Annotated in this window: 20 protein-coding genes; 8 read left to right on the forward strand and 12 right to left on the reverse strand. The window is 39.9% G+C overall.

Annotated elements, in window-relative coordinates:
* Positions 1–6: 6 nt before the first annotated feature.
* Entirely contained in the window at positions 7–558 is a 552-nt protein-coding gene (locus MED217_RS03380) for a thioredoxin family protein (RefSeq protein ID WP_009779072.1), read from the forward strand.
* Between the two features lie 7 nt (positions 559–565).
* Here the strand turns inward: MED217_RS03380 and MED217_RS03385 are convergent, their stop codons facing one another.
* Genes MED217_RS03385 through surE form a run of 4 tightly spaced genes read right to left on the reverse strand, consistent with a single transcriptional unit; the run spans position 566 to position 5,193 of the window.
* Entirely contained in the window at positions 566–2,602 is a 2,037-nt protein-coding gene (locus tag MED217_RS03385; protein WP_009779073.1) for a ComEC/Rec2 family competence protein, read from the reverse strand.
* Positions 2,603–2,661: 59 nt separating this feature from the next.
* Entirely contained in the window at positions 2,662–3,240 is a 579-nt protein-coding gene (locus MED217_RS03390; protein ID WP_009779074.1) for a C40 family peptidase, read from the reverse strand.
* 6 nt (positions 3,241–3,246) lie between these two features.
* The gene (gene lpxB / locus MED217_RS03395; RefSeq protein WP_009779076.1) at positions 3,247–4,377 is read right to left on the reverse strand and encodes a lipid-A-disaccharide synthase; all 1,131 of its coding nucleotides are present in this window, start codon (positions 4,375–4,377) and stop codon (positions 3,247–3,249) included.
* 33 nt (positions 4,378–4,410) lie between these two features.
* Positions 4,411–5,193 (reverse strand): 5'/3'-nucleotidase SurE, encoded by a 783-nt coding sequence (gene surE, locus MED217_RS03400; RefSeq protein WP_009779077.1) that lies wholly within the window; start codon positions 5,191–5,193, stop codon positions 4,411–4,413.
* Positions 5,194–5,335: 142 nt separating this feature from the next.
* Here surE and MED217_RS03405 point away from each other — a divergent pair, with 142 nt between their 5' ends.
* The 3 genes from MED217_RS03405 to MED217_RS03415 are packed head-to-tail and all read left to right on the forward strand — an operon-like array spanning position 5,336 to position 9,403.
* Positions 5,336–7,465 (forward strand): carboxy terminal-processing peptidase, encoded by a 2,130-nt coding sequence (locus MED217_RS03405; protein WP_040533197.1) that lies wholly within the window; start codon positions 5,336–5,338, stop codon positions 7,463–7,465.
* 3 nt (positions 7,466–7,468) lie between these two features.
* Positions 7,469–8,590, forward strand: coding sequence for an ABC transporter permease (locus MED217_RS03410; RefSeq protein WP_009779079.1), 1,122 nt, complete (start codon positions 7,469–7,471; stop codon positions 8,588–8,590).
* Between the two features lie 3 nt (positions 8,591–8,593).
* Positions 8,594–9,403, forward strand: coding sequence for a DNA/RNA non-specific endonuclease (locus MED217_RS03415; protein WP_009779080.1), 810 nt, complete (start codon positions 8,594–8,596; stop codon positions 9,401–9,403).
* On the opposite strand, the gene rodA is transcribed toward MED217_RS03415, so the two are convergent.
* The 6 genes from rodA to purH form a co-directional block, all read right to left on the reverse strand.
* A complete protein-coding gene (gene rodA, locus MED217_RS03420; protein ID WP_009779081.1) occupies positions 9,404–10,669 on the reverse strand; it encodes a rod shape-determining protein RodA in 1,266 nt (421 codons plus the stop codon).
* Positions 10,669–12,585: a penicillin-binding protein 2 gene (mrdA, locus tag MED217_RS03425; protein ID WP_009779082.1), complete on the reverse strand. Its 1,917-nt coding sequence runs from the start codon at positions 12,583–12,585 to the stop codon at positions 10,669–10,671. The genes rodA and mrdA overlap by 1 nt, the downstream gene beginning before the upstream one ends.
* Positions 12,582–13,088, reverse strand: coding sequence for a hypothetical protein (locus MED217_RS03430; protein ID WP_009779083.1), 507 nt, complete (start codon positions 13,086–13,088; stop codon positions 12,582–12,584). The genes mrdA and MED217_RS03430 overlap by 4 nt, the downstream gene beginning before the upstream one ends.
* A complete protein-coding gene (gene mreC, locus MED217_RS03435; RefSeq protein ID WP_009779084.1) occupies positions 13,078–13,902 on the reverse strand; it encodes a rod shape-determining protein MreC in 825 nt (274 codons plus the stop codon). Before mreC ends, MED217_RS03430 begins: the two co-directional genes overlap by 11 nt.
* A 14-nt stretch (positions 13,903–13,916) precedes the next feature.
* Positions 13,917–14,945 (reverse strand): rod shape-determining protein, encoded by a 1,029-nt coding sequence (locus MED217_RS03440; protein WP_009779085.1) that lies wholly within the window; start codon positions 14,943–14,945, stop codon positions 13,917–13,919.
* A 71-nt stretch (positions 14,946–15,016) separates the two neighbouring features.
* Positions 15,017–16,543, reverse strand: coding sequence for a bifunctional phosphoribosylaminoimidazolecarboxamide formyltransferase/IMP cyclohydrolase (purH, locus tag MED217_RS03445; RefSeq protein ID WP_009779086.1), 1,527 nt, complete (start codon positions 16,541–16,543; stop codon positions 15,017–15,019).
* Positions 16,544–16,681: 138 nt separating this feature from the next.
* On the opposite strand from purH, the gene MED217_RS03450 reads away from it, so the two are divergent.
* Positions 16,682–17,935, forward strand: coding sequence for an ABC transporter permease (locus tag MED217_RS03450; protein ID WP_009779087.1), 1,254 nt, complete (start codon positions 16,682–16,684; stop codon positions 17,933–17,935).
* 3 nt (positions 17,936–17,938) lie between these two features.
* Here MED217_RS03450 and MED217_RS03455 read toward each other — a convergent pair whose 3' ends face one another.
* Together MED217_RS03455 and MED217_RS03460 are read right to left on the reverse strand one after the other, a co-directional pair.
* Complete coding sequence (locus tag MED217_RS03455) at positions 17,939–18,403, reverse strand: hypothetical protein (protein WP_009779088.1); 465 nt, start codon at positions 18,401–18,403, stop codon at positions 17,939–17,941.
* A gap of 145 nt (positions 18,404–18,548) precedes the next feature.
* Positions 18,549–19,007 carry a GAF domain-containing protein gene (locus tag MED217_RS03460; protein WP_009779089.1) on the reverse strand — a complete coding sequence of 153 codons (459 nt, stop codon included), beginning with the start codon at positions 19,005–19,007 and terminating at the stop codon, positions 18,549–18,551.
* A 38-nt stretch (positions 19,008–19,045) separates the two neighbouring features.
* Here MED217_RS03460 and xrtF point away from each other — a divergent pair, with 38 nt between their 5' ends.
* Genes xrtF through MED217_RS03475 form a run of 3 tightly spaced genes read left to right on the forward strand, consistent with a single transcriptional unit; the run spans position 19,046 to position 20,601 of the window.
* Positions 19,046–19,588 (forward strand): exosortase family protein XrtF, encoded by a 543-nt coding sequence (gene xrtF, locus MED217_RS03465; protein ID WP_009779090.1) that lies wholly within the window; start codon positions 19,046–19,048, stop codon positions 19,586–19,588.
* Entirely contained in the window at positions 19,585–20,022 is a 438-nt protein-coding gene (locus tag MED217_RS03470) for an exosortase F system-associated membrane protein (RefSeq protein ID WP_009779091.1), read from the forward strand. Before xrtF ends, MED217_RS03470 begins: the two co-directional genes overlap by 4 nt.
* Before the next feature lie 39 nt (positions 20,023–20,061).
* A complete protein-coding gene (locus MED217_RS03475) occupies positions 20,062–20,601 on the forward strand; it encodes a DUF3347 domain-containing protein (RefSeq protein ID WP_009779092.1) in 540 nt (179 codons plus the stop codon).
* Positions 20,602–20,644 lie beyond the last annotated feature (43 nt).

Below are 20,644 nucleotides of genomic sequence, written 5' to 3' on the forward strand. Positions count from 1 at the left end.
GTAAACATGAAAAAACTAGTTACCCTTATATTTTTTGTATTTGTTGGTTTTGGAGGAAGCCTTCTCGCTCAAGATAAAATCAACTGGATGAGCTTTAATGAAGCTTTAGAAGCACAAGAAAAAGAACCTCGTAAAATCTTTATGGATGTCTATACTGATTGGTGTGGGCCTTGTAAATTACTAGATAAAAACACCTTTCAAAATGCAGATGTTGCAAAGTATGTAAATGAAAACTACTACGCGGTTAAGTTTAATGCTGAAGGGACGGAGTCTATAGATTATCAGGATTTTGTGTATACCAATCCCAATTACGATCCTAACAGAGAAGGTAGAAATAGCCAACATTTATTTGCACACGCGATGAAGATCAACGCGTACCCCAGTGTTGTCTTTTTTGATGAGGAAGGCAATCTTATTCAACCTTTGCCGGGCTACAAAACCCCACAACAATTAGAGATTTTTCTAAAAATGATAGAAAGTGATGACTATTTAGAAATCACGACCGCTGAAGCCTGGCAAGAATATCAATCTAATTTTGAAAGTACGTTTAAGAGTTAAAATGCAATTACTCTATCTTATAAAATCCCTTTTCATACGTGTTGTGAAAAGGGATTTTCTTTTTGAGACAAGTCGATTCCCAGCGATCAACATAACTTTTATAATTGCTCCCGTCTGCGATGATCCTAGTATTTGGGAACCGCTTGAGCACGCGCTCCAAATTGATCTTAGGAGATTGACTGAGTACAATATAATCGGGTTTAAAAGCTTTCAGATCATAAACGCCTAAGCTGTCAATTCTTAAAATATAGCTTTCGTTTACTTTAAAAATCGGTTTTAGTTCTTCGTGATACATTTCCGCTATGCGTTGTTCAGATTTAAAATTTGCGATGAGGTTTTCTGGTACTTGCTGATTTTTCTCGGTGTAGAATGTATAATCGAGATCAGCACTACGATACGTAAATAAACTGGTTTTATATAAATGATGGATGTAAAGTGCGGGTGTTGCTTGATTGTATTCGATAAGCGCCAAGCTTAAAGGAAATGCTATAAGAACTGTTAGCGAACCCACTAGGTTTATGAAGTTTTTCTTTTGAGCAAGTTGAACCATAAAGAATAACAGCAAGTAACTCAAAATCACCAACGGAATAGAAAAATAGATATTTTTAAAAAGTAATGCGTCAAATTGAGCAAGCGTACTTACAAATTGGTTTAGGGTATTGAGCAAGGTATTGTAAAAGCTTGCGATAAATTCTGGGAGTATTCCGGCTGCTGCAAGCATGAGAAGGATCAAACCATAAATAAGTAAAAAGCCTAAGGCCGGAAGGACTACAATGTTGGCTATAAGAAATAAGCCGGGGAATTGATGAAAATAATACAAACTTAAGGGAAGCACGCCCAGCTGTGCTGATATACTTACTGCAATGAGTTGCCAGTAATATCTAAGAATTTTGTTCTTGGGATTCCAAAGCGGTTCTAATTTGGGGTATAGCCACATTATGGCAAATACAGCCGCATAACTCAGTTGAAACCCCACTTCATATATCAAACTTGGATTGATTACCAATAAGATCACTGCGGAAGTAAGAAGTGCATTAAATCCGGCCTGCCGCTGATGAAGTAAAGTCCCTAATTGTATGAATGTAAACATCGTAGCTGCACGCAAAACCGAAGGAGAAAGTCCGGTGATAAACGCAAAAATCCAAATGACAGCAATGATGAGCAATGTGCGCAACAGGCGCGCATATCGATAATTTCCAATGGGTTTGAGTAAGAACTGCAGCACAAGCATCAAAATACCCACGTGTAATCCAGAAACTGCTAGAATATGCATAACTCCGGCATTTGCATAATCATCGCGAAGTGTGGTGGAAAGCTCCTGACGTTGCCCAAGCAACAAAGCGTTGAGAACTGCCTTAGCATCTTTGCTAAAGGCAAATTCGTTTAAATCGGTATTGAGTTTAGTCCGTAATGCATCTGCATAACCGCTTAAGCTGTTTGGACCGCGCTTTATTAGGTAAACTTCTGGGGTTGATGTGGTGATCTGGTGATAGATGCCTGCTTTTCTCAAATATTCTTGATAATCAAATTGGAAAGGATTTCGCGGAGGGATAATTTCAGCTAAAGCAGTTTTTACAAGAATTTGATCGTCTACATGCAAACTTAAAAGCGGGGAGGCGCTATCTTTTTCAATATTCAAAATAAGCTTTCCCGAAGTCGTTTTTGTGTCAATTTGTGTGACCGTAACCACAAATCGAGCAGCATAGAAGGCGGGCCGGAGTTTTTCTTCAATTCGTAGGTAGAAATTGTTTTCAGGTTTTTGATTCTGTATCCTATGGGTATAATGGCTTTTCTGATTCTTGGGATCGCTAAGGCTGAATAAAAGATTTCCGAGGGAAACAAAAAGAAAAAATACCGCTAGTGCGCTGATTGTACTTTGCGTCTGTTTGAGTTTCAGTATAAAATGAAGAGTTGTAGCAAATAAAAATAATGCACAGAATACGTATACACTCTCAGAAAGTGTGATATGGAATAGTGGCGTAATCACAATTCCCAGAATTAAAGCGGGAAGTGCGATCAAAAAAGTTGGGTTGATGCCTTTCATAGGTTTCGGCAGCAAGAAACAGGTTAGTATTTTGCAATACTAGTCAAAAAATCAATGAGTTACATAATTCTTCGAGCTTCTTTAAACGCGTTGTTCCAATAACCTTCATTGAGCGAAGAAACGATTACCCCTTGAGAGGTAGAAGAGTGAATGAAAAGAATTTGACCGGGTAGCACATCGACAACGATCCCAACATGATTGATTTGTTTACTGCGTCTTCCGGTAATGAAGAACAATAAATCGCCGGGAATCACATCGTTGGTTTTTATGCGTTTACCTTCTTCAGCAATATGGCGGCTTACGCGCGGAATGCTAATGCCTTCTTCAAGAAACGCGGTGTAGACAAGTCCGCTGCAATCCATTCCCTTCGGTGTGGTTCCGCCATATTTATACGGAGTGCCTTCGTATTGACGCGCATTTTTAATGATGTTAAACCGAATTTGATTTTCTTCACTAGGTTTGATTTCAGACAAATACATAAGCTCTCGCGTAGAAGGGCTGGACGTAGCGATAGGTTTTTTTTCTGGAGCTGTGTATCGTGTGCTTTCGGTAGAGGCTTTAGCGCGTGCAGCTTTTTTACTGCCGCCACAACTTATTAAAACGAAACTTGCCACAATGCAGAAAATTATTCTTGTCATAAAAATTTAAACCGGTGTTGAGGTTGATTGTATAGCGTTAACAATAAGTTTTGCTGTGTTGGCACTTGCTCCTACACCGCCTAACTTTTGCTCTAATTTATAATATTCATCAAAAAGCGCCTTTCTTTTTTCTTCTTCTAAAATTTCGGTTAATGCTTTTTTTAGCGTTTTGGTATTGAATTCGGTTTGAATAAGTTCCTTTACCACCTCTTTATCCATTATAAGATTTACGAGTGAAATGTAATCTAGATTGATAACGCGTTTAGCAATCTCATAAGAGATTCTTCCGCCTTTGTAACAAACCACTTCCGGAACTTTAAACAGCGCCGTTTCCAACGTAGCTGTTCCCGAAGTGACCAAGGCTGCGTGTGCTACATCAAGCAAGTTGTACGTTTGATTCATAACGATATGAATCCTGTTCTTTTTTAGGAATGGCTCGTAAAACTCCAAATCCTGACTTGGTGCACCCGCTATTACAAATTGATGATCTGGAAAGTCTGAGGTAATGCTCAACATAATTTCAAGCATTTTTTGAATTTCCTGCTTTCGGCTACCAGGCAATAAGGCGATTATAGGGCGGTCATCAAGTTGGTGTTCTTTTCTAAAATTTTCTGGAACAACCGGAGTGCGCGCGCTGATCTCATCAATTAACGGATGCCCAACAAAATGAACCGGGAAGTTATGTTTCTCCTCATAAAATGCTTTCTCAAACGGAAGAATCACATACATCTCGTCAACATCTTTTTTGATGGCCTTGATACGGCCTTCTTTCCAGGCCCAGATCTGAGGTGAGATGTAATAATGATTTTTATAGCCCTCTTGGCGTGCCCATTTAGCGATGCGCATATTAAAGCCGGGATAATCTATATAGATGATCACATCAGGAGCAAAGCGAGCAATATCTTTCTTGCAAAAAGCGAGGTTTTTTGTGATGGTGCGCAGATTCATTAGAACTTCGAGAAAGCCCATAAATGCCAGGTCACGGTAGTGTTTTACCAGTGTGCCACCAACTTTTTTCATGAGATCGCCGCCCCAAAATCTAAAATCTGCTTGAGGATCTTCAGCTACGATCGCCTTCATCAAATTTGCAGCGTGTAAATCGCCGCTGGCTTCTCCTGCTATGATGTAATACTTCACAACTTACTTGGTTTGTTTTCGTAGAACGAAAAGTTAAGCATTAAATTTCCAGCCATTGAGTTTTTCTATAAAATGATGTGCAGTAAGGTCAAACTGAACCGGAACTACCGAAACATAACCGTTGGCCAACGCCCACTCATCGGTATCTTCCCCTTTATCTTCATTAACAAATTCACCACTTAACCAGTAGTAATCTCTACCCATAGGATTGGTGCGCTTGTCAAAATCCTCTACCCACTGTGCATTGGCTTGACGTCCCACTTTAATGCCACGTATTTCGCTGGCCTTAAGTTTTGGGATGTTCACATTGAGTACCACGCCTTTCGGAAGTCCGTTTTGCAATACTTCTTGGGTGATCTTTTTTACATAGGTCTCGCAATGCGAAAAATCAGCATCTATAGAATAATCGAGAAGAGAGAACCCAATAGCGGGAATTCCTTCTACACCAGCTTCAACAGCTGCGCTCATGGTTCCACTATAAATCACATTTATTGAAGAGTTAGAACCGTGATTGATGCCGCTTACACAAATGTCGGGTTTACGCTGCATGATTTCCTGAACTGCAATTTTTACGCAGTCTGCCGGTGTTCCTGAGCAGCGATACTCTTTATGGGCATCCGCTTGAAATTCTTTTATAGGGTCGCAATAAATCGTGTCATTAACGGTTATAGCATGGCCCATGCCGCTCTGCGGACTGTCTGGCGCTACAACGACCACGTCTCCAAGCTCTTGCATTATGCTTATTAACGTGCGTATGCCGGGAGCGGTGATGCCATCGTCATTCGTGACGAGTATTAGCGGTTTTTGTTTCTCCATTTGGTTTTGCTTTCTGGCGCTAAAATACTAAATTACCAAGCCATTGCTGGGCTTAACGTTTAACAAATTGTTAGCTGAAAAAATGAGCCGTGGCACGGTTTTTAATGTAGATTGCTAGTAAAAGATGAAAATGCAACGTATTATGATAAAAAATGTAAAGGTTCTAGTTTTGGCCTTACTTTTAGCTGCAGCCTCTTGCAGTTTTACCACAAGTGATGAAGATCCCGGAAAAGATAAAGTCCTAGTAAGCTTGATCTCTTATGTTCTTGAAAAAGGACATTATGATGCAAAAGAATTCAATGATGCTTTTTCTGAAGAAGTATTTGATGATTTTGTGACTTCATTAGATCCGCTTAAACGCTATTTTTTAAAGAGTGATATCAAAGAGTTTGAAGCATACAAGACACAGATTGATGATCAAATTCGCAATGAAGATATTAGCTTTTTCGATTTAGCATACACGCGTTTACGAGAGCGTATGGAAGAGTCAAAGGCAATTTATGCAGAGGTTTTAGAAACGCCATTTGACTATTCAAAACAGGAGAGTATAGATACCGATTATGAAAATTTGGATTATGCTAAAAATCAGAAGGAATTAAAAGAGCGTTGGGCAAACCAAATGAAATTCAACACGATCGGGACGTACTACGATCGTCTTGAAGAAGAAGCTAAAAAGGTTGAAGATTCAGTAGGATACACAGCGCTTTCTAATGCAGAGATCGAAGAAGAAACCAGAGCTACTACAAAGCAATCCCTTAAAGAATATTTTGAATTTGCAGAGGAATTAGATCGCGAAGATTACTTTTCAGTTTATATCAATGCTATTGTAGAAGAGTTTGATCCGCACACGACTTATTTTGCCCCGGTTGATAAAGATCGTTTTGATATGCAAATGAGCGGACAGTTTCAAGGAATTGGTGCTCGTCTTCAAAAGAAAAGTAATGAGATCAGTATTACAGAAATCATTTCTGGCGGACCTGCCTGGAGAGGTGAAGAGCTAGAGGAAGGAGATGTCATTCTAAAAGTAAAACAAGCAGATGAAGATGTTGCTACAAGCGTTGTAGGAATGCGTTTAGATGATGCTGTTGAATTGATCAAAGGCCCTAAAGGAACTGTTGTTACTTTAAACGTGAAAAAGAAAGACGGTTCTATTAAAAACGTGGCGATCACTCGTGACGTTGTAGAACTTGAAGAGACGTATGCAAAAACCACGACGGTTGATAAAGATGATAGAACATATGGGGTAATTAACTTGCCTAAGTTTTATTTTGATATGCAAAATGCAGAGCAACGCAACGCAGCTACCGATGTTAAAAAAGAAATCATTCGTCTTAAAGAACAAGATGTAGATGGTCTTGTAATTGATTTGCGTAACAATGGAGGAGGTTCACTTTCTACGGTTGTTGATATCGCAGGTTTATTCATTAAAGAAGGCCCTATCGTACAGGTGAAGTCCAATGGTGCTGACAGCGAAATCTTGAAAGATAAAGATCCTGATATTTTATGGGATAAGCCGCTTGTGATTATGGTGAATGAAATTTCAGCATCTGCGAGTGAGATTCTTGCAGCTGCAATGCAAGATTATAAGAGAGCAGTGATCATAGGTAGTAAACAAACTTATGGTAAGGGAACAGTGCAGAATGTATATGATTTAAATCGCTGGTTGCGTCAAAATGATCTTGGAGATATGGGAGCTTTAAAAATCACCACCCAAAAGTTCTACAGAATTAATGGTGGTTCAACACAATTGGAAGGTGTAAAAAGTGATGTGGTGGTTCCAGACCGTTTCAGCTATATTGATATTGGTGAGAAAGATCTAGATAACCCGTTGCCTTGGGATAAAATTGCTGCTGCAGATTATGAAGTTTGGGACGGTTATATTGACTATGATCAAACCATTAGCAATAGTAACGAGCGTATGGCAAAGAATAAGCAACTACAGCTTATTGAAGAAAACGCAAAATGGATCAAAAGTAAGCAAGATGATTCTGTTTGGCCATTAAATATTGATGCTTACGCAGCCAAGATGGAACAAAATGAAGCCGAAGCAAAACGCTTTGACGACCTGCGTAATTATGAGTCTGGCCTTACTTTTAAGTCCTTGCCTTATGAAATTAAGAAATTTGAAAACGACACTGTTTTAAAGCAAAAACGTGAGCGTTGGCACGAAGATCTGGCTAAAGATGTTTATATGGATGAGGCCATAAACGTGTTAGAAGATCTTAAAGTAAATAATATTAGAAGAGGTAAATTGGCTGACGTTAGGGATTAACCTATGGCAGAACATTCAAGCTCATTAACTCATTTAGCGCTCCAGAAATTCAAACGAAATTTCTGGGGCGTTTTGAGTTTTATATATATTGTACTCTGTGGTCTCGTAGCGCTCTTTGCGTACCTCATCGCCCCGGATGATTCTCGTAATGCCAATCAAATGCATTTGGCAATTCATTCTAAAAAACCGGGATTTACCGTAAAAATGCTTACAGTTCCCGGTCCGGAACAAAGTGATCAAAGTACCTGGAGTTCATTTTTTACGGGAACAGTTAACACCGATACCGAAATCCCCATTTTAGATTTTAAATTACTCAAGGAGGAGATTGAGTATACGCCCTATTCTGAAGATGAAGAACTTCAGCTTACTAAAGCCATTTCGATCAAGGAGTTTCCTAAGTTGTCTAATCCTTCTAAAAGTACCTTTGAAGAACTCTATGTAAACGAAAGAACGTTCCTGCTAGGAACCGACAAATACGGAAGAGACTTGCTGAGCAGAATGCTTATAGGTACGCGTATTTCGTTTAGTATAGGTTTTGTAGCGGTATTGATCTCTTTATTGATTGGCGTGTTTTTGGGTGCTGTTGCCGGATATTACGGCGGTAAAGTAGATACGTTTATTATGTGGGTGATCAATGTGACGTGGTCGATCCCAACACTGTTGCTGGTGATTGCAATTACTTTGGCTTTAGGAAAAGGGTTCTGGCAGGTTTTTATTGCCGTCGGACTCACAATGTGGGTTGAGGTTGCGCGTGTCGTGAGAGGGCAGGTTTTGAGCGTTAAAGAGGCGCAGTATGTGACTGCAGCAAGAGCTTTAGGTTACGGGAATATGCGTATTCTTTTTCGACATATTATTCCAAATATATTGGCACCTGTGATTGTGATTAGCGCTGCCAATTTTGCCAGTGCAATTCTAATCGAAAGCGGGCTGAGCTTTTTAGGAATAGGTGCACAACCACCTATTCCTAGCTGGGGAGCGATGATCAAAGATCATTATTCTTATATCATTTTAGGAAAAGCCTACCTGGCGATAATTCCCGGGTTAGCGATTATGAGTCTGGTGATGGCGTTTATGCTTATGGGAAATGCATTACGTGATGCGCTGGATGTAAAAGGAGTACAATAAACTATGCGAAGAAAATATACCTATCCACTTTTGATGATGGTGGCTATCACGTTGATTTATTTAACGAATGATTATTTAGATCAAAAGGAAAAGGAAGCTCAGGTTTCAGCAGGAGCTGAAGTTAAGTCCACTTCATTGAGTTTTCTACTTCCTGAAGCATCACCGGAGACGCTCGTGCATCATCAATATTTCAGTCTTGCCTATAACGAAGAAGCAGAGCAGGCGTCGTGGGTCGCTTATACGTTAGACTATTCACAGTTAACCAGTAGTAAAGCCTTGAGTCGGCCTTATTTTATGGTAGACGATGCAGTAAAAACGGGAGCAGCAGATTGGCGAAATTATAAGAATAGTGGCTATGATCGCGGACATTTGTGTCCGGCCGCAGATCGAAGCTTCAGTACGCAGGCGTACAATGAAACTTTTTTAACGAGTAATATTAGTCCGCAGTTGAATGCGTTCAATGCTGGTGTGTGGAACCGTCTAGAGCATCAGGTACGAGAATGGGCCTCGATCTATACTAAAGTTACTGTGGTAACAGGAGGCGTTTTTGAAAACAACTTAGGGAAAATAGGAGAGGAAGAGGTAGTCGTGCCCGGAGCATTTTATAAATTAATCCTTCGGAAAAATGAACTGGGGTATTCCTGCTTGGCATTTTTGATTCCGCATAGCGAAAGTGATGCACCGCTTCAGCAATTTGTAGTAGCTGTTGATCAGGTAGAGCAAGTTACCGGTATTGATTTCTTTCCGCAGTTAGAAGATTCCATAGAGCAGAAAATTGAAGCTGAAAAACCGCTAGCTAATTGGGTGTTTTAATTACCACTCATTTACACGATTGCTATCGAGCTTAATAAAAATAAACAGCAAAATCGTAAAGCCCCAAAGTCCCGAGCCACCATAACTGAAGAAGGGAAGTGGAATACCTACCGTGGGAAAAACTCCGGTAACCATACCGATGTTAACCAAAAAGTGGATGAATAAAATACCCGCAATGCTGTAACCGTAAATACGACTGAATTGATTCTTTTGCCGCTCAGAAAGAATAATAATGCGGAGCATAAGTGCTACAAATAAAAAGATGACAAGCGTACTTCCTAAAAAGCCCCATTCTTCTCCTACGGTGCTAAAAATATAGTCTGTGTGTTGCTCGGGTACAAAGTTTCCTTTGGTCTGAGTTCCTTTTAAAAAACCTTTCCCTGTGAGTCCGCCATTACCAATTGCGATTTCTGATTGATAGGTATTGTAGCCAATACTTTTCATATCAACATCTTTACCCAAAACAACATTAAATCGATCACGATGGCGCTGCTCAAAGACATTTTGAAAGATATAGTTGACTGAAAAAACAAACAGAATCGCGACAACCGGAAGCATATAAAAGTAGCGTTTCCCGAATCGCTTTTTGCGATTTTTAATAAGCAGAATAAGTGCGATCAATACGATCGCTGCAATAATATATAACGGTCCAAATGCGAGGGTTAAGACAAAAAGTGCAATGGTGATCGAGCCGATGATTAAATAAATACCGGAAAGTCCTTCGCGATATAGCGGAAAGAAAAAAGCCGCATAAACAAGGGCGCTTCCTGGGTCAGGCTGTGGAACAATACAAATTGCCGGAAGTGCAATGATTATAAAAGCTCTAAACTGATGGGTGAACGATTTTACATCGGTTTGTATGTCGCTGAGGTATTTGGCTAAAGCAAGTGCTGTAGCGGCTTTTGCAAACTCACTAGGCTGTAAGCCGAAGCTTCCAAAAGAATACCAACTTGTTGCGCCGCTTATGTTTTTTCCGAAGACAAAAAGCCCCAAAAGTGATAAAATGGAAACCACATAAATGAGGCTGGCAAAGCGCTCAAAGAATTTAGCCTCCAGCGATAGTATGAAAATGATGAGCAGCAAACTCAAGCCGATGAAAAGCAATTGCTTGGTGTATAAATTGCTCAAATCAAAAAAATCTGCAACACCGGAAGGATCTATAGATGCAGAATAAATATTCACCCACCCAATGCCTACAAGCGCCATATAGATCAAGATCAACAGCCAGTCAAAATTACCGCGTGCATTGCGTGAGGTGCTTCGCATTAGCTTTTAAGCTTTTCTTCGATTTGACCACTTATTTTTTTACCATCATTAATTGGGAATGGCTTGCCACTTAATGGTTTTGCATATTCCTCTTCGAGGCTATGTGAAAGAATCCAGTCTTCAAGATCTGTACGGGTAATTTCGCCTTTAATGTGTTTTTCAATCATTAAGCTGGCAATTTTACCTCCGTATCTTCCGCCCCAATAACCGTTTTCGACAAAGACTGCAATGGCGATCTTGGGATTGTCTTTTGGAGCAAAAGCCACAAAAATAGAGTGATCTGTTAATTGTTGACGTTTACCGTCTATTTTGGTGTAGTTTTCAGCAGTTCCTGTTTTTCCGCAGATCTCAATTCCCGGTATTTGAACGCCGGCAGCGGTACCGTAATTATAAGCGCCAAACATTCCTTCAACCACCGGTTCAAAGTTAGCCGGGTCTATAGTCGTCTTGTTTTTAGTTCGATATTTCTCCGGAATCGCATCTGTTTCTCCTTCAATACCCTTCACGATATGCGGTGTGTAAAACCAGCCTCTATTCGCGATGGTAGCCGTAACATTGGCTAATTGAATCGGAGTCAAGATGATTTCGCCTTGTCCTATCGAGTTGGAAATGGTTGCAGTACTAAACCATTTGTATTTTGGGTACTGATAAGCTCTATTGTAATAGTCGCTATCAGGTATATGGCCAGGTTTGCCGGTAGGCAAGTCGGTGCCCATATATTGTCCAAGTCCAAAACTAGCCAGGTGATCGTGCCAAGTATCCATTCCTTCTTGAGGAGTGTCATATTTTTCAATGACGCGGCGATAAACGTTAGCAAAATAAGCATTGCAAGAGTTTGCAATCCCGGGAACCATACTCAACGGACTGGGGTGACTATGGCAACCCAGCTTACGTCCTCTAGAGCCGTAGTAATAGCCCATATGACATGAAAAACTTTCTTCCTCATCAACAACACCTTCTTGTAAAGCGATAAGAGCATTAAGAGTTTTGAACGGTGATCCCGGTGGATATTGTGCTTGCAAACCACGATCAAAAAGTGGCTTTGAAATCGAATCGTAATAGAGCTCGGTAAAGTTGCGTGAACGCTCACGACCAACTAAGAGCGAAGGGTCAAAATTCGGCGCGCTTACTAAAGCGAGAATTTCTCCGGTGGAAGGTTCGAGAGCGACAATTCCACCGCGTTTATTAACCATGAGTTCTTCCCCGTATTTCTGAAGTTCTGCATCAATGGTAAGCGTAAGATCTTTTCCCGGTGTGGGAAGCGTATCTAAAGTTCCATTTTTGTAGGCGCCAATATCACGGTTAAAACGATCTTTTTGAATGTATTTTACACCTTTGACTCCACGTAAAACTTCTTCATACTGTCGTTCTACACCGGTACGTCCCTTTAAATCTCCAGATTGATAATAAGGATTATCTTCAATGTCAGCACGGTTAACTTCAGCGATATATCCCAAAAAGTTAGCGCCATAATCTACCTGATAGTCACGTAGCGAACGTTTTTGAATATAAAAGCCTTCGTATTTACGCATTTTTTCCTGTAAGTATGCATATTCAGATTTTGTAAGCTGCGGGATAACAATCGAAGGCAATCGTGGAGAATATACTCTTGCCTTATTCAGTCTTTTGACCAGGGCCTCTTTAGTCATCTTTAGCAGACTGCAAAATTCTGTGGTGTCAAAGGGCTTGACCTCGCGCGGAATGACCATTACGTCATACGACGGTTGGTTGCTTACCAGAAGTTCGCCATTGCGATCATAAATATGACCGCGCTGTGGGTAATCGTAAATCCTCTTAATGGCGTTGTTTGCAGACAAGCCTGCGTAGGAAGTATCTAGAATTTGGAGATAGAACAGGCGTCCCGTAAATAAAATACCGGAAATTAAAACAATAGAAAAAAGCAAAATTTTTCTCATCTACGTTTTACGCTAAAAAGGGTTATAAAAATTAAACAGAGAAGCACAGTAAAGGCTCCACTAAACAACGTCTTTTTAAGTATATAGATTATGTCTGAAAAGTTAAAACTTTCGAGTAAAAATAATAGTAAATGATGCGTGAAAACCAGAATGGTGATAAAAAGCAAACGCTGCCCAAAACCAGCTTTAACTACCTTCACAGCATTATATTCATAAGCCAGGCCAAAAATCGACTGCAGAATCCAAGGGCGTATGTAGGCGATGGTAACGCAGCTTGCGGCGTGCATCCCACCGCTGTTGCAAAACATATCTACTGTAAGACCAAGCAAAAAACTGGTAAAGAGAAGTAGAGCTCTGTTGTCACCAATAGGAAACAATACGATAAACAACACGTAGGGGTATGGGTTGATGTATCCCAGAAAGTTGATGTTGTTGAAAATGGCAATTTGAATAAGTACTAAAAAAACAAATCGCAGGATGTTATGTGTGATGCTATTGTTCATCTGCTGTTTGTTGCTCTAGCGTTTGTATTTCTTCTCGGTCAAGGTTTTCAATAACATACACATAACCAATATTTGTCATATCATTAAAAAGCTCTACTTTGATGCTGTAAAAATTTTCACTGGGATCAAGCTCAAAAGACTTGATCGTGCCAATGCCAATACCTTCTGGGAAAATGGTAGACTTTCCGCCGGTGACTATGGTATCGCCCTTTTGTACAGGTGCTTTTGATTGTACATCAATAAGGTCTACTATGTTCGGGTCACCACCACGCCATACTAAAATCCCAAAATGATTACTTTTTTTAAGTTTTGCGTTTATTTGAGAATTGCTGTTAAGAATACTTATAACCGTAGCATAGTTTGTGGAAGTACGGTCTACAATCCCCACGATTCCTTTGCTGGTTATAACCCCAAGATCTTGCTTTAGACCGTCTTTGCTTCCGGCGCGTAAGGTGAGAAAGTTGTCTTTAAAGGTGTAATTGTTGTTGATGGTTTTTGCAGTGATAAACCGAAAGCGTTTATGAAACGTAGCCGTATCAATTTTCTGCGAAATGCTATCGCGAGTGTTTAATAGTTTGGTGCGTAACCTGTTGTTTTCTTCAACCAGCTGCGCATTGTGTACTTTTAAATCGAAATATGCTGTGATGTTATCTAGACCACTATAAATTCCTCCGCTTAAAAAGTTAGCGGAATTGACAAACTTACTGCGATGATACGAGTGCGACTGAATCGTAAAAACCAGTGAAATAAACAGCAAAAGCACATAGAGCAGAAAGTTTCTGTACTTTATGAAAAAATTGACGATTTGCTGCATGAATCACGATGCTATTATTTGATGAGTACGCTTTTGAACTTATTAAGGTTTTTAAGCGTGATCCCTGTACCACGCACTACAGCGCGCAATGGATCTTCAGCAATATACACCGGCAAGTCAGTTTTTTGAGATAAACGCTTGTCCAGACCACGTAGCATACTACCACCACCGGCAAGATAAATCCCGGTATTGTAAATATCGGCAGCAAGTTCTGGTGGCGTTTGAGAAAGCGTTTCCATCACTGCATCTTCAATACGTAAAATGGACTTATCTAAAGCTTTAGCGATCTCTCTGAAAGAGATTTGAACCTGTTTCGGTTTACCGGTAAGCAAATCACGTCCTTGAACGCTCATATCCTCTGGTGGAACCTCTAAATCTTCGGTAGCGGCTCCTATTTGAATCTTTATCTTTTCCGCACTGCGCTCTCCAACATACAAGTTGTGTTGCGTGCGCATATAATAAATGATATCATTGGTAAAGACATCACCTGCGATTTTAACCGATTTATCACATACAATTCCTCCTAAAGCGATTACAGCGATTTCTGTGGTACCACCACCTATGTCGACGATCATATTTCCTTTAGGCTGCATGATGTCTACTCCGATACCAATTGCAGCGGCCATGGGTTCGTGAATAAGGTAAACCTCTTTACCGTTAACACGCTCGGCACTTTCTTTTACCGCACGCATTTCTACCTCTGTAATTCCTGACGGAATACACACCACCATTCTTAGCGCGGGAGCAAACATACGTTTCTTAAGCGCCGGGATTTCTTTGATGAACATACTCATCATTTGTTCACTAGCGTCAAAATCTGCAATTACCCCATCTTTAAGCGGACGTATGGTTTTGATGTTTTCGTGTGTTTTTCCCTGCATCATTGCAGCATCTTTACCGGCAGCAATGATTTTATTGCTCATACGGTCACGGGCAACAATAGACGGACTGTCAACCACAACTTTGTCATTGTGAATAATAAGTGTGTTTGCGGTACCAAGATCTATCGCTATTTCTTCGGTAAGAAAATCAAAAAAGCCCATATGCGCTGCTGGAGATTAGGGTGAGTATGCTAAAAGGTTAAATATTAAATCTAGTTAAAAAATATGACTTTTTAATGTTTAAAATGTCTGGTACCGGTCATTACCATTGCCAGATCATTTTCATTACAATAATCGATGCTCAGCTGATCTTTGATAGAACCACCCGGCTGAATTACCGCAGTAATCCCGGCTTTGTCTGCGAGCTCAACACAATCCGGAAATGGGAAAAATGCGTCACTTGCCATCACAGCACCTTTAAGGTCAAAGCCAAAAGAAACCGCTTTGTCCACAGCTTGACGTAAAGCATCAACACGTGAGGTTTGACCGGTTCCGCTGGCGCAAAGTTGCTTACCTTTTGCAAATACAATCGTATTTGATTTGGTGTGTTTACAAATCTTAGAAGCAAAGATTAAATCACTTAACTCTTCTTCTGTAGGTTTATTGTTTGTAACGGTAGAAAGATCTTCAAGGCTATCGGTTTTGGCATCCTTATCCTGAACCAAAATACCGTTCAAGCAACTGCGTACCTGATCATTAGGAAGCGCTATTGGCTTTTGAATTAAAAGCACACGATTTTTCTTTCCTTTTAAAATTTCAAGTGCTTCTTCAGAATAGCTTGGAGCAATAACTACCTCACAAAATAATTTGTGAATCTCTTCAGCAGTAGCTTTATCAATTTCTTTATTTGCGATCAAAATTCCACCGAAAGCAGAAACAGGATCTCCCGCTAAAGCATCTACATAAGCTTGATGTAAGGTATCACGTTGCGCAAGACCACAAGCATTATTATGTTTTAAGATCGCAAAAGTGGGCGCTTCATTTTGAAATTCTGCCATTAAATTGACCGCAGCATCTACATCAAGCAGGTTGTTGTACGATAATTCTTTACCGTGAAGTTGATCAAACATCGCATCAAAATCCCCAAAGAAAGTTCCTTTTTGATGTGGGTTTTCTCCGTAGCGTAAAGACTTTCCTTGCGTGTAGCTGGCTTTGTAAACTACCTCTTCTTCATTAAAGTAGTTGAAAATAGCAGTGTCATAATGTGATGAAACATTGAATGCTTTTGCAGCAAAACGTTTACGATCTGCTAGCGTGGTCGTTCCTTCATTAGCGCTGATGAGCTCTAGAACTTCTTCATAATCATCAACCGAAGAAACGCAAAGCGTATCCTTAAAGTTCTTAGCAGCGGCACGAATTAATGAAATTCCGCCGATATCAATCTTTTCAACAATATCTTGTTCTGAAGCTCCTGAAGCAACTGTTTTTTCAAAAGGATACAAGTCAACGATCACAATATCAAGTTGCGGGATATCATATTCTTTCATTTCTGCAACGTCACTCTCATTGTCCTGACGGTTCAAAATTCCACCAAAAACTTTTGGATGAAGTGTTTTTACTCTTCCTCCTAGAATCGAAGGATAGGAAGTTACATCTTCAACGGGTACCACCGGCACCCCTAGATCTTTGATAAATTTCTCGGTGCCTCCCGTAGAATAAAGGGTTATACCTAGTTCGTCAAACTTTTTAATTAGTGGCTCTAGGCCTTCTTTACTAAAAACAGAAATCAGCGCGGCTTTTGCCTTAATGGGAGTACTCATGAAGAAATATTTAATTTGGGTGCAAAAGTATGAATTTGTGTACTAAAATTGGTTGCTAATTTTCGTAATTTCTTAGTATAATTTTGTAACACATTCTAGGCTTTTGCGTCATACTTGTATTCAAATTAAAACGCCTTTATGCTCATCTATCTTAGGGTATTAAAAGAAAGTCTTGCTTTTGCAATTAATGCGTTGCGCAATAACAAGTTGCGTACCTTGTTGTCATTGCTGGGCGTTACCATTGGTATTTTTTCAATTATCGGTGTTCTGGCCGCTGTAGATTCACTTAAACAAGAGATTAAGGGAAGCTTATCTTCATTAGATAACAATACGATCATTTTGATGCGCTTTTCATTTGGTCCTACCGATATTCCTCAGTGGAAACGGGAGCAGTTTCCAGATGTGACCTATGAGGAATATCAATACATCAAGCGGAATGTGCCGGATGTGGAGGCGGCGTCGTTCAGTTTGAATGTAGGCGCAGAATCTATAAAATATGATGATAAACTGGTGACAGGAGTGAATATCGCTCCGGTGACCGACGGTTATTATAATATTGAAGCACTAAAATTGGCTGAAGGAAGATTTTTTAATGAATCAGAATCCAACAGTGGTTCTAATGTTTTGGTTTTAGGAAGTGAAATTGCAGACGGACTTTTTGGTAGTTTTGATCCTATAGGCAAGCAGGTGCGTTTACTTGGACAACGCTTTACTGTGATTGGGGTGTTGGAAAAGGAGGGAAGCAGTTTTATTGGTCCGTCAAAAGATGGAGTTGCAGTGCTTCCGGTTAATGTGGTGCGCCGTATTTATGGAAGTAACAACAAATCGGCTTTTCCGCAAATTACGATCAAGCCAAAAGATGGTGTTGATATCGCAGAGTTTAATGCTATTTTAGAACAGCGTTTACGTCAATTAAGAGGCTTGCGTCCTGAGGAAACCAATACTTTCTTTATTAATCAATTGTCAGGTCTTACCGATTTTATAGATAATATTACAGGAACTATGTCAACCATCGGCGGTTTTATTGGTCTGTTTTCTTTGCTCGTGGGAGGCTTTGGTATTGCAAATATTATGTTTGTGAGCGTGAAAGAACGCACCAATTTAATAGGGATTCAAAAAGCGCTTGGAGCTAAAAACCGCTTTATTTTACTTCAGTTTTTATTTGAATCGGTTATTCTGGCTACCATTGGTGGATTGATAGGTCTCACGCTCGTGTGGATCATTGCACAGGTAATGTCACAATTTACAGGGGATTTTGAGTTTGTGCTTTCAGCAACCAACGTTATTTTTGGTCTTAGCAGCTCTATAATAATCGGGCTAATCGCCGGTATCGTTCCTGCATTTATGGCTTCACGACTTGATCCTGTAGAAGCGATACGAACCGGAATGTAAGCGCTATAGGTCTAAAAACACTTTGTAGCTGAAAAGCGCTTCGTTAACCACTTCGATAGTAGTATCACCAAAAGAGATGTTTTCTATTAGGGTGTTGGGGCAGCAAACGTTTGTTGCAGTGTCAGGTTCTGAATAAAAACTTACCTCAAAAAGCAATTCTTCATTCGTAGAAATTTGATACGTAATTTGTGAAGGTCCGTCAACGTAGCTGGCTAGAGGAATATTGAGTATATCCTGGTAAAGCATCAATGGCACTTCATCGCTAGTCTCAATAATTGTGATGGTCAGCTCTTCTTCGGTTAGAGTTCCATTCTCAAAAAGATTTTCTCCGCTTGAGGCTGAGATGAGTTCTAGATTTAAATCATTAATTGCGCAATCCACCAAGCTGCAGTCGGGTAGATTTTGGTCATCATTGTTGTTGCAGCTGAGCACTGAAAGGCTTAGGGCCAGTAAAATAAAAAATCTCATAATAGGTTGTTTATTGGCGCCACCAAAGGCTTAGTACTACTGAGTTTGTCTTGAAATTATACATTTGTTTCTAACAAATGTCTCGAGGACTCGCCCTGAGGTAGTCTACTATGAGATGTGTATTTTTAAAAAAGGTTGCGTAAAACTAGTCTAAGATTTGAGCAACTTGCTCATTTACCCATTCTAAAAAGCGCTCGTCTGCCTCGGTAAAAGGATCTGGAGTGTTAGAGTCGATGTCGATCTGACCAATATTCTCACCATTAATAAAAAGCGGAACCACAATTTCAGCCTTTACAGTAATACTACACGCAATGTAGTTGTCTTGCGCAGCAACATCAGGAACAACAAAGTTTTGATTAGAAACCGCTACTTGACCACAAATTCCTTTGCCAAAAGGGATGATGGTGTGGTCTGTTGGAGCGCCTGCATACGAACTCAATTTCAATTCGTTTTTATCTCCATTTTTAAAGTAAAAACCAACCCAGTCATAGTATGCTACATTGTCTTTAAGTAAAGAACATACTTCTTCTAAGCGGTGCTCAACCGAAAGCGCACTGCTTTCTAAAATTTTTGATACTTGAGGTTTTAGGGTTTCAAGAGCCATTTTTCTCGTATTTTAGGGCGGTCTAAACCGTTGTAAAATTGATTCAGTTAATTCGCAAATATAAGTCGGTAATCTTATTTATCCTTACATTTTTAGGAGTGTATGTGGTGCTGAGTATGATTTATGGTTTTTACCTGCGTACAGCGGCTTCAGAAACATATTATCCCGAGTACATAACGCATCAGGTTGCGGTTCAGAGCGAGTGGTTGGTTAACTTTTTGGGATATGATGCTACAATAGAACCTCATCCCGATGAAGCATCGATGAAGCTGAGTGTAGAAAATGTATTTGTTTCCCGCATCGTTGAAGGTTGCAATGCAATTAGCGTCATCATTTTGTTTATAGCTTTTGTGGTTGCCTTTTTTCAGGGCTGGCGCGCTACTCTGTTGTTTGTGTTGGGCGGAAGTCTGTTGATTTATTTGATCAATATTGTTCGTATCGCCATTTTAAGTATCGGTTTTTATTGGTATCCCGAGCATAAAATGATCTTGCATGATATCGTCTTTCCCGGGATTATTTATGGTTTAGTGATCGTTCTTTGGTTGCTTTGGGTTCGAAATTTTAAAAAGCAACGGCTTTGAAAAAGATCCTATCTGCAATCCTTGTTTTGTTGTTGGTACTTGGTTTGGTGAGTGTGCGCTACTGGGAAACCACTTTGTTTTACGATCCGTTACTGGTGTTTTTTGAGGGAGCATATTTAAACGCTACACGTTTGCCGAAGCTTGATTTTTTCAGTTTACTGCTGAATATTTCTTTGCGTTATTGGCTCAATTCGGCATTGTCTATCCTCACGTTAGTTGTGCTTTTTCCCAGAAAAGGAATCTTTAAAATCAGCTTACTTTTATACGTTGCACTATTCGTATTGCTTATCATAGGATTTAGTGTGATCGTGATGACATACGATCAACACCTGAGTATGTTGTTGTTTTATGTACGACGCTTTTTAATTCAGCCTATATTTTTACTGGTTTTGGTGCCTGCTTTTTACTATCACCATGTTCTGAGCAAAGCTTAGGTTGTATATTTACCCTGTAATTTGTCAAATTGATTTAAAATGAAAAAAATAGTTTTAAGCGCTCTAGTATTGGCCTTCTTGGCTTGTGGTGAGCAAAAATCAAAACAAGAAACGGTAACGGTTAATCAGGAAGCTACAGAGCAAACTAAAGCAGAATACCCTTCAGCAGCACGTGAAGCTGAATTTGAGAATGCTGAAATCGCTCAAATTTATGATGACTACAATTTACTGAAAACAGCACTGGTGAATACCAATCCGCAAAAAGCACAGGCTGCTGCCAGTACCTTACACGAATCGATGCAGGCTAGTGAATTGGAACTTGGTTTTACCGAAGCGGTGCAGAAGATCTCAAGTGAAGAAGATGTAAATGTTCAACGTGAATACTTTGAAGCGGTGACGGCCGGAGTAAAGGCTTTAGTTGAAGAGTATATAACTTCAGGAACCTTATATTATCAATATTGTCCAATGGCCTTTGAAGGTAAAGGTGCCTATTGGATTTCTAATGAGAAAGAGGTTTTTAACCCGTATTTTGGTGATGTTATGCTACACTGTGGAACCGTAGATGCTGAAATTAACTAAGAAAAAAGTAGAGTTATAAAAAAATCCCTTCGGAATACTCTGA

This window comes from Leeuwenhoekiella blandensis MED217 (assembly GCF_000152985.1).
GTDB classification, from domain to species: domain Bacteria; phylum Bacteroidota; class Bacteroidia; order Flavobacteriales; family Flavobacteriaceae; genus Leeuwenhoekiella; species Leeuwenhoekiella blandensis.

Coding starts and splice junctions, on each gene's coding strand:
- MED217_RS03380 (WP_009779072.1), top strand. CDS start 7: ATGAAAAAACTAGTTACCCTTATATTTTTTGTATTTGTTGGTTTTGGA.
- MED217_RS03385 (WP_009779073.1), bottom strand. CDS start 2,602: ATGAAAGGCATCAACCCAACTTTTTTGATCGCACTTCCCGCTTTAATT.
- MED217_RS03390 (WP_009779074.1), bottom strand. CDS start 3,240: ATGACAAGAATAATTTTCTGCATTGTGGCAAGTTTCGTTTTAATAAGT.
- surE (WP_009779077.1), bottom strand. CDS start 5,193: ATGGAGAAACAAAAACCGCTAATACTCGTCACGAATGACGATGGCATC.
- MED217_RS03405 (WP_040533197.1), top strand. CDS start 5,336: ATGATAAAAAATGTAAAGGTTCTAGTTTTGGCCTTACTTTTAGCTGCA.
- MED217_RS03410 (WP_009779079.1), top strand. CDS start 7,469: ATGGCAGAACATTCAAGCTCATTAACTCATTTAGCGCTCCAGAAATTC.
- MED217_RS03415 (WP_009779080.1), top strand. CDS start 8,594: ATGCGAAGAAAATATACCTATCCACTTTTGATGATGGTGGCTATCACG.
- rodA (WP_009779081.1), bottom strand. CDS start 10,669: ATGCGAAGCACCTCACGCAATGCACGCGGTAATTTTGACTGGCTGTTG.
- mrdA (WP_009779082.1), bottom strand. CDS start 12,585: ATGAGAAAAATTTTGCTTTTTTCTATTGTTTTAATTTCCGGTATTTTA.
- MED217_RS03430 (WP_009779083.1), bottom strand. CDS start 13,088: ATGAACAATAGCATCACACATAACATCCTGCGATTTGTTTTTTTAGTA.
- mreC (WP_009779084.1), bottom strand. CDS start 13,902: ATGCAGCAAATCGTCAATTTTTTCATAAAGTACAGAAACTTTCTGCTC.
- MED217_RS03440 (WP_009779085.1), bottom strand. CDS start 14,945: ATGGGCTTTTTTGATTTTCTTACCGAAGAAATAGCGATAGATCTTGGT.
- purH (WP_009779086.1), bottom strand. CDS start 16,543: ATGAGTACTCCCATTAAGGCAAAAGCCGCGCTGATTTCTGTTTTTAGT.
- MED217_RS03450 (WP_009779087.1), top strand. CDS start 16,682: ATGCTCATCTATCTTAGGGTATTAAAAGAAAGTCTTGCTTTTGCAATT.
- MED217_RS03455 (WP_009779088.1), bottom strand. CDS start 18,403: ATGAGATTTTTTATTTTACTGGCCCTAAGCCTTTCAGTGCTCAGCTGC.
- MED217_RS03460 (WP_009779089.1), bottom strand. CDS start 19,007: ATGGCTCTTGAAACCCTAAAACCTCAAGTATCAAAAATTTTAGAAAGC.
- MED217_RS03475 (WP_009779092.1), top strand. CDS start 20,062: ATGAAAAAAATAGTTTTAAGCGCTCTAGTATTGGCCTTCTTGGCTTGT.